The organism is Planctobacterium sp. R6 (assembly GCF_055755215.1).
Genome location: NZ_JBVTQY010000030.1, coordinates 43,162 through 57,727, shown reverse-complemented (window position 1 = coordinate 57,727; position 14,566 = coordinate 43,162). Strand labels below are relative to the sequence as shown.

Annotated in this window: 15 protein-coding genes; 5 read left to right on the top strand and 10 right to left on the bottom strand. The window is 44.7% G+C overall.

The genetic code is table 11. The annotated features are described in order from the left end of the window. Window positions 1-181: 181 nt before the first annotated feature. Together AC0J20_RS17075 and AC0J20_RS17070 are read right to left on the bottom strand one after the other, a co-directional pair. A complete protein-coding gene (locus AC0J20_RS17075) occupies window positions 182-2,029 on the bottom strand; it encodes a methyl-accepting chemotaxis protein (protein ID WP_473022644.1) in 1,848 nt (615 codons plus the stop codon). 187 nt (window positions 2,030-2,216) lie between these two features. Then, the gene (locus tag AC0J20_RS17070) at window positions 2,217-2,594 is read right to left on the bottom strand and encodes a hypothetical protein (RefSeq protein ID WP_473022643.1); all 378 of its coding nucleotides are present in this window, start codon (window positions 2,592-2,594) and stop codon (window positions 2,217-2,219) included. Between the two features lie 232 nt (window positions 2,595-2,826). On the opposite strand from AC0J20_RS17070, the gene AC0J20_RS17065 reads away from it, so the two are divergent. Continuing rightward, window positions 2,827-3,435, top strand: a complete 609-nt coding sequence (locus AC0J20_RS17065; RefSeq protein WP_229527292.1) for a MarC family protein — start codon at window positions 2,827-2,829, stop codon at window positions 3,433-3,435. A gap of 2 nt (window positions 3,436-3,437) precedes the next feature. Here AC0J20_RS17065 and AC0J20_RS17060 read toward each other — a convergent pair whose 3' ends face one another. Next, window positions 3,438-4,043, bottom strand: coding sequence for a hypothetical protein (locus AC0J20_RS17060; protein ID WP_473022642.1), 606 nt, complete (start codon window positions 4,041-4,043; stop codon window positions 3,438-3,440). Between the two features lie 107 nt (window positions 4,044-4,150). Here AC0J20_RS17060 and AC0J20_RS17055 point away from each other — a divergent pair, with 107 nt between their 5' ends. Together AC0J20_RS17055 and AC0J20_RS17050 are read left to right on the top strand one after the other, a co-directional pair. Further along, entirely contained in the window at window positions 4,151-5,992 is a 1,842-nt protein-coding gene (locus AC0J20_RS17055; RefSeq protein ID WP_473022641.1) for an FAD-dependent oxidoreductase, read from the top strand. A gap of 168 nt (window positions 5,993-6,160) precedes the next feature. Further along, a complete protein-coding gene (locus AC0J20_RS17050; protein ID WP_473022640.1) occupies window positions 6,161-7,093 on the top strand; it encodes an aldose epimerase family protein in 933 nt (310 codons plus the stop codon). Between the two features lie 88 nt (window positions 7,094-7,181). Here AC0J20_RS17050 and AC0J20_RS17045 read toward each other — a convergent pair whose 3' ends face one another. Then, the gene (locus AC0J20_RS17045; protein WP_229527288.1) at window positions 7,182-8,153 is read right to left on the bottom strand and encodes a hypothetical protein; all 972 of its coding nucleotides are present in this window, start codon (window positions 8,151-8,153) and stop codon (window positions 7,182-7,184) included. Between the two features lie 129 nt (window positions 8,154-8,282). Further along, window positions 8,283-8,657: a hypothetical protein gene (locus AC0J20_RS17040; protein ID WP_229527287.1), complete on the bottom strand. Its 375-nt coding sequence runs from the start codon at window positions 8,655-8,657 to the stop codon at window positions 8,283-8,285. A 131-nt stretch (window positions 8,658-8,788) separates the two neighbouring features. Between AC0J20_RS17040 and AC0J20_RS17035 the strand changes: the two genes are divergently transcribed. Further along, window positions 8,789-9,181, top strand: coding sequence for a hypothetical protein (locus AC0J20_RS17035; protein ID WP_473022639.1), 393 nt, complete (start codon window positions 8,789-8,791; stop codon window positions 9,179-9,181). Here the strand turns inward: AC0J20_RS17035 and AC0J20_RS17030 are convergent. From AC0J20_RS17030 to AC0J20_RS17010, 5 genes are all read right to left on the bottom strand, one after another. Further along, window positions 9,178-10,074 (bottom strand): AraC family transcriptional regulator, encoded by an 897-nt coding sequence (locus AC0J20_RS17030; protein WP_473022638.1) that lies wholly within the window; start codon window positions 10,072-10,074, stop codon window positions 9,178-9,180. The genes AC0J20_RS17035 and AC0J20_RS17030 overlap by 4 nt on opposite strands. A gap of 502 nt (window positions 10,075-10,576) precedes the next feature. Continuing rightward, window positions 10,577-10,837, bottom strand: a complete 261-nt coding sequence (locus AC0J20_RS17025) for a helix-turn-helix domain-containing protein (RefSeq protein ID WP_229527284.1) — start codon at window positions 10,835-10,837, stop codon at window positions 10,577-10,579. Between the two features lie 232 nt (window positions 10,838-11,069). After that, window positions 11,070-11,486 (bottom strand): hypothetical protein, encoded by a 417-nt coding sequence (locus AC0J20_RS17020; RefSeq protein WP_473022636.1) that lies wholly within the window; start codon window positions 11,484-11,486, stop codon window positions 11,070-11,072. Window positions 11,487-11,503: 17 nt separating this feature from the next. Further along, window positions 11,504-12,154: a YceH family protein gene (locus tag AC0J20_RS17015; protein WP_229527282.1), complete on the bottom strand. Its 651-nt coding sequence runs from the start codon at window positions 12,152-12,154 to the stop codon at window positions 11,504-11,506. A 140-nt stretch (window positions 12,155-12,294) separates the two neighbouring features. Beyond that, window positions 12,295-13,164, bottom strand: coding sequence for a putative RNA methyltransferase (locus tag AC0J20_RS17010; RefSeq protein WP_473022635.1), 870 nt, complete (start codon window positions 13,162-13,164; stop codon window positions 12,295-12,297). 166 nt (window positions 13,165-13,330) lie between these two features. Between AC0J20_RS17010 and AC0J20_RS17005 the strand changes: the two genes are divergently transcribed. Beyond that, a complete protein-coding gene (locus AC0J20_RS17005; RefSeq protein WP_473022634.1) occupies window positions 13,331-14,464 on the top strand; it encodes an endonuclease/exonuclease/phosphatase family protein in 1,134 nt (377 codons plus the stop codon). The last annotated feature ends 102 nt before the right edge of the window (window positions 14,465-14,566 follow it).

The following is a 14,566-nucleotide window of genomic DNA, read 5'->3' as shown; positions in this document are numbered from 1 at the left end:
ATTGCTGCTGCGCCCAAAAGAAATGTTCGTTCATTACCATCTACTCCAAATCGTGTTTGAAGTTCTGATCGAAGGCCAGGAATTTAGTTCAAAAAAATCCCCACTAATTACTTAGCAGGGATTTGTGTATAAGAGACAGCTGTTGAGCGGCTTTTTTGTTGTCCTTTAGTAAAGCTTAAATCTAAACCTTAAACCGGGCCAAATTACCATCAATTTGCTCACTCAGCGCATGCAATTCATCCGATTGCGTTGTGGCCTGGTGCACGTTTTCCGCCAACTGATTTGAAGCATCGTGTATCGCTGTCGCAATTCGGTTAATCTCTTCTGTCGAGGTGTATTGCTCTCTGGAGGCATTTGCAATGGTATTGGCCCTGCCGGAGATATCTTCAATGGCTTCTGCGATACGCATTAAACTGCTGGTCACTTCCTGGGCACTGGCGCCTGTTTCAGCGGTCAGAGCTTTACTTTGCTCCATGATATTCACCGCATTTTGGGTTTGTTCCTGTAGTTCCTTAATAACATTCTGAATTTCACCCGTTGCTTCATGTGTGCGACCGGAAAGCGCCCTCACCTCATCGGCAACCACCGCAAATCCTCTTCCCTGTTCACCGGCACGTGCGGCTTCGATGGCAGCATTTAAGGCTAACAGGTTAGTTTGCTCTGCAATTCCCTGAATGGTAGACAGTATACTGTTGATTTGCTGAGCCTGCTCATCGAGACGATTGATCGTTACGGTTGTCTCATCGATTTGACGCGTCAGGTTTTCCATCCGTTTTTTGTTTTCGCCGGCGTTCTTCATGCCATTATTGCCTTCTTCAGCCGCCTTTTGTGCTGCGGTTGCCGTATCTGTGGCGTTGTCTGCCACATGAGAAGAGGTTGTCGACATTTGATTAATTGCGGCGGCCACCTGGCTTATCTCTGATTGCTGTACCTGAATCGCATGATTGTTATTTTGGGCGTTGTCGCGAGCCGAGTTAGACAAGTTTGTCAGGCGACTGGCGGAGGTCATAGTATCTGACACTAAATCGTGAATAATCTTAATAAAATGGTTAAAAGATTGACTTAAACGGCCTATCTCATCTTCACTTTTTACTTCCAGACGCTTGGTGAGATCCGCATCGCCTTTGCAGATATCTGACATGGCTTTATTGAGCGACACAAGCGGCTGTAATAATAAGGAGATCATAAATCCGGACACCAATACCACCAGACCAATTGTAGCTGCAGATATCAGCAGGTTAGTTACCGCAATCATCCCCAGACCAGACATGGCATCTGACTCTTCCATGGCCAACAGTAATTTCCAGTCAACACCATCAATGGCAAAGGTTGCTGCCATCCAGGTTTCGCCGTCTATTTCAATTTCGCTGGCTTTATTGCCTAAACGGGTTCCGCCTCCAAAACTGGACAATGACTTACCGACCTTCGATTTGTCAGGATGTACTAAGAACTTCCCTTCACCGTCGATCAGCGCGGCATAACCGGATTCACCAATTTTTACCCCTAATACTTCTTCAACCACGTCCCCCAGTTCGACATCCGCGGCGATAACATCATTGGCCACCGGTTGCGCAAACGTCATAACGATGTTGCCTGAGCTGGCATCCTGATACGGTGGAGTAACTATCTGTTTCGCGGCTTGCTGTGCCTGCCTGTACCAGGGACGTGTTCTGGGATCGTAGTCCGCTGGCAGGTTTATTGCCGGATAGGTCAACATACGTCCGTCACCGGCTCCAACGTACATTACTTCGAATTTACCCGCGAGTTGACCTTGTTGAACGGTATCCTGAATGCTGTTTCCTAATCGCAGCGCTTCCGCCGCACCAGAAACCATCTGGCTTTTTACACTGAACCAATTGGCGACAAAACGGGTGGTATTTTCGCCGGTGCGGTTGATGATTTCGGTTACACCACTTTTGAGCCCGGAGCGTGCCTGCAGATAATTTACCATGCCATTAATGGTGACCAGGACAAACACGACTGCGCCAACACTTAGCATTAATCTTGCGCGAATACTGATAGATGTCATTTACTAATTCCAGCTTAGATACGATAGGAAACCTGAACAGTTATCCCAAATATTCGATAGTTCAGCGACTGTGAGGTCGTCAGCAGCCAAACCCATTAGTTGCAGATTACTTAAAGGAACATCATATTAAAAGACGTTATATGCAAAAAAGTTAAATCAGAACAAGAATTTCCCTGTAAATGTGGCGTTACTTATCTTTGCGAATGGCGTTTAAATAGGCCCGATTCAGTTTTTGCTCTATAACCTGTGAAAAACTCAACCTGCCATTATCCGATAAGGCCACCAGTATGCGATGCGCTTCATCAGATACTGTAATGTCTTTGCCTTTTTGCCGCATCCGCGATTTTCGTACAGATGCATTTAGCTTCTGCTGTTGCTCAGGCTGTAAATTATCTGCTATCCAGTCTAGCCACTGCGCCTTATCATCAGGTAACTGGTGGAGACTGGTTACAGATTTATTTTTTTGCTCAAGGCTAATCCCCTGCCAAAAGCCTGGGCGCGCAATGCTGCGCATTAAATATTGTTTAACAACGAAAAAGTCAGCGTCATTCATCACGGTACTCACATAGCAATTGTTACCTGTCACAAATGATTGCATGTGACAGGTAACGTTACAAGCCTGTCATAGATAAATTATGTTAACCTGGTTACCGCCCTGTCATTCTTCGACCATAACTGAACTCAACGCCTTTCGCACCATTAAAATATGAACTAATTCAGGAAGTTGGAAATTCAACAACATCATCAGCTAGAATAGAGTCTAAAAATTATTAGTTGTTTTTTCTGGGAACTTTATTGTGGAAATTCTGGATTCAATTATCTCACTGACCCTGGTGCTGTTATTCGTTATCGATCCATTTGGTAATGTACCCATCATTTTATCGGTACTCAAAGAGGTTCCAAAAGAAAGAAAACGCAAAATTATCTTCAGAGAAACTCTGATAGGTCTGGCGCTGTTATTGATCTTTTTGTTCTTTGGTGAGCATTTTTTAAAGTTATTTGGATTGCAAACTGAAGCGGTAACCATTGCAGGTGGGGTTATTCTGTTCGTGATTGGCATCAAAATGATATTCCCGCCCCCGAAAGGACACAGCATATTTGGTGGTGAAGGTGAACCATTCGTAGTACCAATTGCCATGCCCATGATTGCCGGCCCCTCAGCGCTGGCAACCCTGATGGTCATGTCAAAGACCTCTCAGCTGAGTTTACCTATGCTCACCCTTTCGGTATTGATTGCATGGGCAATTACTATGGTTGTTTTGTTATCCGCACCTTTTATGCTGCGCATACTAAAAGACAAAGGTCTGTTAGCTTTGGAACGCTTGATGGGGATGTTGTTGCTGATCATGTCAGTACAAATGTTTATCAACGGGCTTTTCGGATTACTTAAAAAAGCCCCCCTTTAAAATCAGCGGCTAACCACCAGTTGCGTTAGCCAGCTAGCGTTTTCCAGTCGATGGCTAACCGTCAATACCTGATACGTACCGTCAAACCATTGGCTGCAATTTTTCAAATTTACTCGCTGATTCGGTGTTAAAGAGGCATTTCCGATAACCGTAAGCTCCACTTCTGTGGGATAGTCATCGTTTTCGACTGGTGCGTCCTCAAAATGCACTACACCGTTAAAGTCCAGTAAGGATTCGCCATAAGTAAAACACTGCGCTGGGTTGTTCTCAAATGGAAAGTCGATGTCTGTAAGCGCATTTAAAACCACCAGAGTACCTACCCCTGACGATACCTGAGCCTCTAACGCCATCAGTTCACCACTAAATACCCGGGTGCAATGGTCTGCATCCCCTAATGCCACCTCTACATTTGCCAGCGGATTAATTTGCTTTGGAAAATGAATCTGATCAGTGGTTTGCGAAGATTCATTGATGGTGATGCTCGCAACACTTTCCTGATCAGCATGCAAAACCACCTGCACCGCACTGATTTGATGAGTCGCACTTAATGGCTGTCCATCGACGGACACGATACAGTTAATTGGCTTTTCGGTAACGGGGTTATTCATTTCACTCTCTGATATTTTATGTTTAATTATTTCGACATAATGGTAATTATTTTATTTACCACTACAATCTTACTCCCAGGCAAAGGAACACTATAAGGAATATAACTATGTCACAGCAAGAAAGGTTTGATATTAGCGCGCCAACAGCAATGTTAGGCTCAGTGGAACATGAGGATCCTAAAATAAATGATCCGATGCAGCAAAGAAGGCAGGTGTTGGGCGTTTTTTCCGTGATGGTTTACAATGCTAAACTGTTTTTTGATGCCATGCTTGCACAGGGTTTTGATCAAAAGCGGCTGTTAACCCCTTCAAACCACTTTCCCAGTCAGGTCCCTGGCTTAAACACCTATCAAACAGAAGCCATGGTGTTTAATACCCGCTATCAGTACCATCCCTTCGCAATTGTTATGTGTACCTCAACCGAAGAGGTACAAACCACGTATCAGATGGCAGTTAAATATAATTTACCGGTGAGAGTTCGCACCGGAGGGCACGACCATGCTGGTGAATCCAGTGGAGACAACACGGTTTTAATAGATATTACCGGGTTAAAACCCAAAATTGAAATTGATGACGATGGCATAGCGACCATCGGCGCCGGATACCGCTTTTATGAGCTAACACCACTTTTGGCAAAACAGGACCGAATGATACCGCATGGAACCTGTGCTACCGTTGCCCTATCGGGGTTTATTCAGGGCGGAGGCTGGGGCCCCTGGACCAGAAAGCACGGTATGTGCTGTGAGCACCTGAAAGAAGCCACAATCATTTTAGGTGATGGCACCCGGATCACCGCCACTGAAAAACAGCACTCCGATATTTTGTGGGCGTTACGCGGTGGTGGCGGTATGAGTTATGGGATTGTCACCGAATGGAAAGTCCAGACTTTCGAGCTACCACATGAGATACACCGGTTTACCATTGAATGGAACTCTCCCACGCAATTGAGCGCAGATTCCAGCTGCCCGCTACCCTCTGAGGATTACGCAACAGACAAAATACTGACAGCCTGGGAAGACGCCATTAACGAAAGCAACACTGAATTGCTGGGTACAAACCTGAAAATCAATGCGAAACACTTCGACGGTGATTTTGACAAGGCTTACAAAAACGGCATATACCACCATTGTTTGATGTATGGGTATTGGCAGGGTAACGAAAACCAGTTGCAGAACTTTATTGATCGCGCTTTTGCCAGTGTCGGCGGCACGAAGGCTACAGTGGTGATTTACCCGGCCAATGGCGCCGGTCAAAGCGATGATGATGCCAAATACCCAGTAGATTTAATGGGTGACTGGGGAAGAAACTCAATCGCCGATGTCAGTCGCTATTCTGGCCAGGGCCCGGGCAATACCGCCTTGTTGCAGGGGACGCCGTTTACGCCAGATTATGATGCCCCTGCTCCCCATAAAATCAGTTCAAAACTGGTTCCGGCCAAAAGTTCAGGACTATGGAATGACACCAGCCGCAAACAGTTGATCAGGACACTTTCCTCCAATTTACTAAGCCCTGAAAGCGAGCACCTGGGCTTGTTTAGTTATGTAACCCTGGGGGCAATTGTGGGGGATTTTTATCAGGATATGGGCGTTTCTCAAGAGACTGCATGTCAGAAACCCTGGCAAAACCCAAAGGAACTGGGCGTGGCTTTTCCGTATCGCCCTTGCCAATACACTATTCAGTATCAGACCTGGTGGAATGAAAGCATCAAAAACAAACTGGAGCTTCAAACCAACAAGGTCTTTGTCGATACCAACCGGGCTATGGACTGGATTGATGTGTCACAAAGAGCCCAGATAGAAGGCGCTTATGGCGCGTTTATCAGCTTTAAAGATCCGGGTATTGCCACAAAAGTGTACTTTCAGGACAATTATGATGAATTGGTCAGTATCAAAAAGACCTACGTGGAGGACAGATTTAATCATCTGAGAACCCGAAAAACCATCATTTAATCTTCAGCCGGATTGCGGGGTGCAAAATCAGTGTCTGTCGCGCAATCCGGCGTTTGCTTTATTCACCAGTTCATTTATTTAAATTGTTTATTGCACTTTTACAGTTGATTCCCGCGGTTAATATGGTTTTAATCCGCTACAGATAAGATTAACGCTATAGCTTTTCATATGTTACAAACCTGGCAAATTTCTTCCGCTAACGGCAATCAGGCTACCATTCTTAACTTCGGGGCCCGCCTTATTGACTGGTGTACGCAAATTTCTCGCGGGCAGAATGTCATTGTTGGTTATGACCACATTGAAGATTATTTGCAGGACGGCGCCTGTATGGGGGCTATTGCTGGCCCCTACGCCAACCGGATTGCTCAATCTCAGGTCATTATCGATGGTCAGACAATTTATCTAGGCGCAAATGAAGGGGAAAATCACCTGCACGGTGGTAAAGATGGCTTACAAAACGTCTACTGGCAACTTAAGGAACAAACCAAAGACAAACTCACTCTCACTTACCTGCATCAAAAACGCGCAGCAGAAGGTTACCCCGGCCCTATTCATTTTGAGGTGAGTTATGAGGTAACAGAAAACAATGAATTACGCATCGAGTTTTCAGCCACTTCTGCCAGTAAAGTCCCGGTTGGGCCAACTGGTCACGCCTATTTTAATCTGGCTGAACACAACAAGAACATCAATAGTCACTGGTTAACACTCAATGCCGCCACATACACGCCGGTTGCGGCAGACAATATTCCCACCGGCGACATAGCGACTGTACCGGCGGACTTTGATTTCACCAGCCCTAAACAGATTACCACCAGTCTTGATCATAATTTTGTGGTATCCCGTACCGATGACAATGTGCCTGTGGCGCGTTTGAGCAGTAAAGAAAGCGGTGTTGCACTGGAAGTATATTCTGATTACCCCGGCGTACAGGTTTACACTGCAGATCATATGGGGTCGCCATTTGTGCCGCGTAACGGTATCTGCATTGAACCCCAATACTATCCCGATGCTCCCAATAAACCCGACTTTCCCTTTGAATTTACGACACCAGAGAAACCATTCAGGAAAAAAATTCGCTATCGAATGCTGGTGAACGAATGATTATTTGATTAATTTTAAAAGAGTCATTTAAAGGTTTTTCAGAGCAACTCAGCTTGTGCTTGAGTTAAGCTGTTTCTTTAAACCGGCATTAAAACACAAATCCCGAATGTTGTTCTTTTTGTCCTTCGGCTTTCATTTGGGCTTTGTGTTTTGCCAATAGCTGACTGACCGATTCGGTGACACGCTGCGTCACATAGGCCGCCAATTTCGCATCGTCAAAATCGCGTAATGCTGGTAACTGACAACCAAACTCGATATAGCCATGCGCCTCTTCAACACCGAAAAAACGCGCTGCTGCATCACTTCGGTAATAAGTATTGCTGACCTGAATATCACATTGTGCATTATCAACCTGAAAGCTGATAGCTTGCTTACCGTCCAGGATCTGTTTTTGTTTGGTTTTGCTAAGCATGGCAATCGCGTCAATTTCAATGTTATAGCGTTTTGCGATAGCCGCCAGAATAGTGTCCAGGCGTTCGGAGTCCAGCCGCTCCACCAGTTGTTCCGCTTTTAGTGACAGTAATTTGCCTGAATGATTGACACTAAAAGTCAGCGTGGCCAGTTTTTTCACGCCAGACTTATTGATAAATTTGGTCACGACGGTTGGCACTTCTTTATTAACATATTCTGCTGAGTTAAATGCCCAATGGCAGACAGGCTGAGCAAAACGTTTACTAACACTGTGTATCACGGTTTTTTCTGTGTTGCTAAGGTCCTCTTTGATTCGTTGATTAAGAGACTCTTTGCGTGCTTCCAGATATTCGTCTTGTGCTGCAAGATCATGGTAGATTTGGCTAAGCACTTTACCAACACCAAAGCCACTCTGTTTACAGGCTATCTGATTTTCTGCCCGCTCTTTCACGGACAGGGACTTGCCCGGTTCCTGGTTATTTCCATCGGATAAGAAAAAGCTTTGCGGGCTGACTCCCAACTGTTGCTGAAGGGTTTTATCACCGCCCAGTTCAAGATTGTACAGTTTCAGGGCAGCAGATTGTTGTGCCAGGCAGGTGGATGTGGATAGTGATAATGTAATTAGCAACAGCGGCAGATATTTGCTCATAATGCACCCGTCAAAAATGTGTCTGTTCGTCAAAGAAGACATGAATAACAGATTTTAAGCAAAAATTAAGCCTTATCCAGAGCAACACCGTTTTTACCCCGATTATTCTGAACATCGAAACGCGCTGCGCTAACGGCGATCCTGTAAAAAGCGAATAGGCGTAAAATCGCCCTCTTCCAGTAACGGCAAGCTGGACTCCACAAGACATTTTTCCATCCACTCTTTATCTTTTGGCTTCAAAGACATAGGGGAAGCTGCAGACACTTCGGAAATCAACGAAGGGTTGATATCCGCAGTAGCTAATGCGATGGCCTGCCAGACATTGTGCTCAGCCTGCTCAATTTCTTTCAATAATCTATGGTGTTCACTGACATCGTGGCTGGCCAGTCTTTCAAATTGACGTTGCAATTGCTTAGCCCGCAACAACGCGGGAGCAACCAGTTGTCGAAACAAGGACTCTTCTGTGGAAGTATGATCAGGGGGACTTAAAAATGATCCAGCCATAATCCGACATCTTACAAATTATAGGCAACACCTACCAGTTCTCTGTGATATGTGTAAGTGCAAAATGATTTATGAATTACACATGGCGGGATTTTTGTTTACACTAAGCGAAACATAAAAAGAGCAAATAAATGACCGAATCAGAACTTGTCAGTGTCGTTTTTCAAATCAGAGACCAGATTAATTTTCTCTGGAACTTCTACGTCACCGCCTGTGCCGTGCTCATTGGCTGGATTTATTCTGACAACATGTCCTGGAATAAAGATAAATACCTGGCGATTTCCGGATTGTTTTTCGTGTTCGCGCTGATCAATGTATTAGCGGTAAACAAAGAATACGGCCTGCTGGCACTGGCATTATCTGACCTGAGTAACAACGCCTCAGTTTCAGGAAAGTTTGTGCCGGCGCTTGCGCAATCAGGAGGTTTAGGTGCCATGGGGGCAACTTTAGTTCACCTGCTCGTAGATGTGTTGCTGTTGCTGCTAATTCGGCATCGGTTCAACAAGAAGCTCATTCAGGTTTAAGCTGCCGCAGTTTGTGAAGGCGAAAAACCGAAAAAACGCTTGTACTCGCGACTGAACTGGGAAAAGCTGCTGTATCCAACATGAAAGCTGGCTTCATTGGCCTGCATTCCCTGTTTAAGCAGCGCTTGTGCTCTTTGTAACTTTATGCCTTTGATGTACTGATTAGGTGGTAAATGCATCAGGCGCTTGAAGGCATTGTAAAAAGCCGTCTTACTCATATTCGATAAGCTCGCCAATTGTTCAACCTGAATGCTTTTATTCAGGTTGGCGTGGATGTAATTTACCGCTTTCGACACTGGTTGAATGTGTCCGTATTGGTTCAATAGTTCGCGCAATGCAAAGCCATGTTCACCCGTTAAGATTCTGAAGTAGATTTCATCCACAATGGCATCCCCCAGTATCGCCGCTTCAGTCGCGGAACTGCTGACCTTTAACAGTCTGTTAAAGGCATCAATCAAGTCAGCATCAGCTTCTCCGACAACAACACATGAGGCATCCAAAGGTTTGTGCTCGACAACATCAACGTCACTTTGCAGTCTTTCAATTTGTAAAATGATTTCGGCCAAACGCACCAAATTTATACCTAATGCTGCGGACAAAAAGGGGGTCTGTTCTGAAGCATCCACCACTTCTGTTTGCACCGGCAGGGGTAAAAAATTAATGAAAAAGTTTCCGGACCTGTACCTGTATACTTCCGATCCTACATGACAGACCTTTTCACCTTGTGCTATCAGGCATATCAGTGGCTCATACAGATTGGGGCATTTGGATTGCGTAACCGAAGATTTAAAACAGGCAACGCCTGAAACTTTGGTTTGATTAACCCCATCCTGCAATCCGATTTGTCTTAGCTGCTCACTGAGCAAGTCTAACTTTTCACGCTTTCCGGCCATAACAGTCCTGACACCTATAGAGTTCTGAGGTATTAGTTTTTGAGCGCAATACTCTACCGGAAAATTCCTGCCAGAGCAGTTGTTGCTTTATTATTATGTACGATTAGGCATGTAATTAGTTAAATTGTGTATCGGAACGACCAGTTGCCAGGACTTTCACCGTATCAATGTATTCTTTCACTGCCATGTCTGTTATGAACATAGCTGTTCACCTGGATCAATATTGTCTGGTTTTTATAGCAGAATGAAGCTTCACCGACAAACAACTGTGAGAAACCCTGTTGGCTCGTCAAATACCATTAGACACTCACTCAGCGTCCTGGCAAAAGCCCTCTTCAGCAGGCGTTTTTTACTGATGATTATAAAATGAAAAACGTTTTAAATTCAGTTACATCAGAAAAACAGCAGCGTTTAAAAACAAAAATGCCCAGTAGTTAATAATTGTCAAAGTTACTAAGCTACTGAGCATTTTTAAATGCCTGTATTAAGGTAAAATAGTTACCTATTTAATATCGAAAAACGATTTAATATAGATCGCCCATTCATCTTTAGTGGGCTGACAAATCTTATCCTCACAAGCGATATACCAGTTTCTGATCACATGAATTTCAAGAGTATCAATAGAACCGGGCGCGCCATTTTCAATGTGCAGCACAGTCTCTCTACTGAGTCCTAAAATATCCCCTAATTGTTTTTGTGTAATTCCGGCCTCTTTACGCATGTTGCGCAATCGTTCCGGGTTAAATTTTTCTTCTTTATCCAATGGTTTAATTCCTCTGTCACGATGGAAACGGTCAGAATAGTATCATTTAAATTTAAAATGTGTGAGCCACCAAATTCAAATTTTTAACAATTCCGTGAAACAGTTTACATAATATGTAACCCATTTAACTTAAATATAGTTGCAAATGGATTATTAGTGAAATCAGGCAGATAAATTTGAAAACCAAGGAGAATATTATTGACCAAAAATTAATCGGAGGAGGCTGTACTGTCTATGAAAGTGACTGAATCAGAAAGGAAATCGCCTCCTGTCTTTTATAAAAGAGTCGGTACCTAAGACCTGTCTGTTGATAAACAGAATCCCACCACTGAACATATCCCTGCGGCGCATCTTGTTCTAACACCAGAGCGGTTACCTTCAACCCAAGACTTTTGGCGTCTTTGATGGAGCTGATCAAGAAATTTCTGACCTCATCATTAGCCAGGCTTTCACCAGCAACCACCGTTGCCAGACTGCCCCAGGCTATGGGCTGTAAAGCGCTGCGCAAAGGCGCAATTTGGGCGTGATAACGCTCAGCAAAGTCAGCGCCAAACGGGCCGGTGGCGTTGATAAACAAAATGCGTAACGACACATCCAGAGAGAGTTCTAATTTGCCAGTCGGAGTTTCACTGTTTGTTGAATCTTGCATAACGTTAGTTCCGCCTGTTAAATCGTGTCATTGACGCGGTTTAATTTTGCAAGTTGGTCTGTAAGATCTCTGACTTGCTCTTCAAGTTTTATCACCCGACTTAGCAAATCGTCCTCATCGGCTATGACGTCTTCGCAGGCATCAATGAGCTGTGGAGTTTGTTCTTGCTCAGCGAAACAATGTGCATAGCGGCTTTCCCGCTTACCAGGTTCTCGTGGCAACCGTTGCACCAACTGATCCTGGTTAAAATCCATTAACGATTGCAACGCAGATTCAACCTCGTCGACATTACTAAACTCTGCCAGTCGATTACTACGGGTACGCAGTTCACCTGGTGTTTGTGGCCCTCTTAATAATAACAGACACACAATGGCAGTTTGTTGAGCGGTAAATTTGTAACTGCCAAATTCCGTATTACAAAATTTGTGCTTGTATTTGGTAACCCGGCTGCCCCAGGTGTCTTCCATAATTTGTCGTTTCGAGGCTAACGAATCCAGGCCACTCTGAACATCGGTTTCACTCAATGTCATGACAGGTTCCCGGTTACTTTTCTGATTGCAGCCCACGGTCAGGCCATTGAGGGACAGCGGGTACTGCTCCGGCGTGGTAATTTCCTTCTCTAATAAGACACCTATAATACGTGCTTCAATGTCGTTTAGTTTGATCATTACCCAACTATCTCCTGTAAGAATTCTTCTTTGCGAGTGTTGCCTCGCTTATTTCGTCGTTATAGTGACAAGGTGCTCGCAGGTTGGATTATCTTCATCCATTATCTACTGCGCGGATTACCCTGTGTTCGATTCAACCGCTATTTCTTAAACACTTGCAATTCAAAATCAAGTGTCACATTCAGACTCGTCAAACCGTTAATTTGTTGTTTTTTATCCTCGGATATTGACCAATAATACGGGGTCATCATCAATAAGTTTAATATTTGTTCACCGGCTATGGTTTGTTGCTCCGTGACCCGTCGCTGGAAAATGGGTTTCAGTAAAATGCTGTCATCCTGTTTGACCGGATTTCCCTTGTGCGAGTTGACTGAGTCATATACCAGACCGGCCAACTCAGAAAGGTGTTCCCTGCCGGGCCCAACCAATAGGAAAATTCCCTCGGATTTCAGACATCGATGAACCTCTGGCAAACTGTAAGGCGCAAAAATATCAAGTACTACGTCAAAGCTGCCGTCGCGATAAGGCAGATTCACAGCACTGGCCACAGAATAACTGGCGGCTTTAAACTGTTTAGCCGCCAACTGGACGGCAAACTTAGAAATGTCCGCTCCCCAAAATCCAACATGATTAAAACGGTCGGCTAACAATTGCTGCAATTCACGACCATAAAATCCTTCGCCACAGCCCAGGTCTAAAACAGTCGTCAGATCATGCTTACACTGCGTTTTGAGGGTCTCTTCCAGTGCTTTAACTAAACATTGGTAATACCCTGCCGTGAGAAAGTCCCGCCGGGCAAGTAACATCGCTTTACTGTCGCCAGGCGCTTTACTGCGTTTTTTGTTTACCGGTAAAAGATTAATATAGCCTTCTTTAGCGATATCAAACAGGTGATTGTTAACGCACTTAAAAGACCGCTGGACGGGTTCAAGGTGCTGCTTACATATCGGACAGAGATAAAGTGAGGATTTCGGATGCATTTTGTCATCTGGAGAGGTTGTTTTATTCAAGTTTGACTTCTCCTCTCCGGGGTCTTCAGTTATTGTGGCCGTCTATTTTCGCAAAAATTAGTTCCTGATGCTACGGAAACAAACTGGCGTTGCGGTTAAAAATACCGTTAGATTCATATACAGCTTATTGATTTATCTCTCATTTAACCTTTATGTTAATGCAACTATGCAAGACAGTAACCGATCTCCAGACGCAATAAGAGTCGCCACATTTAATATCGGTCTTGACCAGGCTAAACAGCGGGGAGAATTAGCCCAACTGCTTTCAAAGGGTGATTACCCGGCGGCATTAAAATCCGCTGAAATCATTCAACGTGTGGCTCCGGATATCCTTTTACTAAATGAAATAGACGGCAATGACCAAGGCAAGACCTTACAAATTTATCTCGACTTGTATCTGAAACGAGGTCACGCAAACCTGCAAGGCTTGGAATATCCCTATATTTATCAACCAGAATGCAATACCGGAGTCAGTGCCGGTATCAACTTCCGAGGCAGTGAGCAACGTCCTGATAAATTTGGATTTGGTCATTATGATGGTCAGTATTGTATGGCATTGTTGTCCAAATTCCCGATTCTGGAATCTCAGATTCAGACCTTCCAACGCTTTCTGTGGAAAGATTTCCCCGGCGCGCTGCTACCGCAATTAGATGGCAAAGCCTGGTACTCTGACGAAGGCATAAAGCAGTTTCGCTTATCTTCTAAAACCCATGCAGATATTCCAGTGAAGATCCACGGCAAGGTAGTTCATGCGCTTATTTCGCACCCAACTCCCCCCGTTTTTGATGGTGAGGAAGATCGGAATGGGCGCAGAAATTTTGATGAAATCAAATTCTGGCAACACTATGTAAATGGAGACCTGAACTGGTTGTATAACGACAATGGGGTAGCAAGCTCGGGATTAAAGGGCAATGACAGGTTTGTTATTCTTGGCGACCTGAACGCTTCCACGGTTGAAGGAGATGCGACCGAAATCAATGGCAAGCGAGCGATCACTGAGTTACTGCATAATCCCAAAGTGGCGCGGGGATTTTCAGAACGCCAGGCAGCGCAACACATTCCTCAGCGAACATGCGATGTGCCTCAAAATGCGCAATCTCAATGGTGTCCTTATCATACAGCGGCGTGGAAAATGCGCGCCGATTATGTCATACCCTCCGCGTTTGGCCTGAATATACATAATGCTGGTGTATTTTGGCCTGCCGCAGACAGCGAATTAGCAACACTGGTAAGTGAAGATGAACGTGGCGCGAGTAGTTCCGATCACCGATTGGTTTGGCTGGATGTCACTGTACGGTGACAGGCTGCTCCGTAAATTGGCGTTGCAAATGCGACCTATTACGTTGCTGAATCGCGGATTTTGTACAGAAAATACAACAAAAAATCAGCAAATAAAGTCAAT

Excerpts from the sequence above, each read along its gene's own strand:
- AC0J20_RS17075 (WP_473022644.1), bottom strand. The coding sequence starts at position 2,029 with ATGACATCTATCAGTATTCGCGCAAGATTAATGCTAAGTGTTGGCGCA.
- AC0J20_RS17060 (WP_473022642.1), bottom strand. The coding sequence starts at position 4,043 with ATGAATAACCCCGTTACCGAAAAGCCAATTAACTGTATCGTGTCCGTC.
- AC0J20_RS17055 (WP_473022641.1), top strand. The coding sequence starts at position 4,151 with ATGTCACAGCAAGAAAGGTTTGATATTAGCGCGCCAACAGCAATGTTA.
- AC0J20_RS17050 (WP_473022640.1), top strand. The coding sequence starts at position 6,161 with ATGTTACAAACCTGGCAAATTTCTTCCGCTAACGGCAATCAGGCTACC.
- AC0J20_RS17045 (WP_229527288.1), bottom strand. The coding sequence starts at position 8,153 with ATGAGCAAATATCTGCCGCTGTTGCTAATTACATTATCACTATCCACA.
- AC0J20_RS17040 (WP_229527287.1), bottom strand. The coding sequence starts at position 8,657 with ATGGCTGGATCATTTTTAAGTCCCCCTGATCATACTTCCACAGAAGAG.
- AC0J20_RS17035 (WP_473022639.1), top strand. The coding sequence starts at position 8,789 with ATGACCGAATCAGAACTTGTCAGTGTCGTTTTTCAAATCAGAGACCAG.
- AC0J20_RS17030 (WP_473022638.1), bottom strand. The coding sequence starts at position 10,074 with ATGGCCGGAAAGCGTGAAAAGTTAGACTTGCTCAGTGAGCAGCTAAGA.
- AC0J20_RS17020 (WP_473022636.1), bottom strand. The coding sequence starts at position 11,486 with ATGCAAGATTCAACAAACAGTGAAACTCCGACTGGCAAATTAGAACTC.
- AC0J20_RS17015 (WP_229527282.1), bottom strand. The coding sequence starts at position 12,154 with ATGATCAAACTAAACGACATTGAAGCACGTATTATAGGTGTCTTATTA.
- AC0J20_RS17005 (WP_473022634.1), top strand. The coding sequence starts at position 13,331 with ATGCAAGACAGTAACCGATCTCCAGACGCAATAAGAGTCGCCACATTT.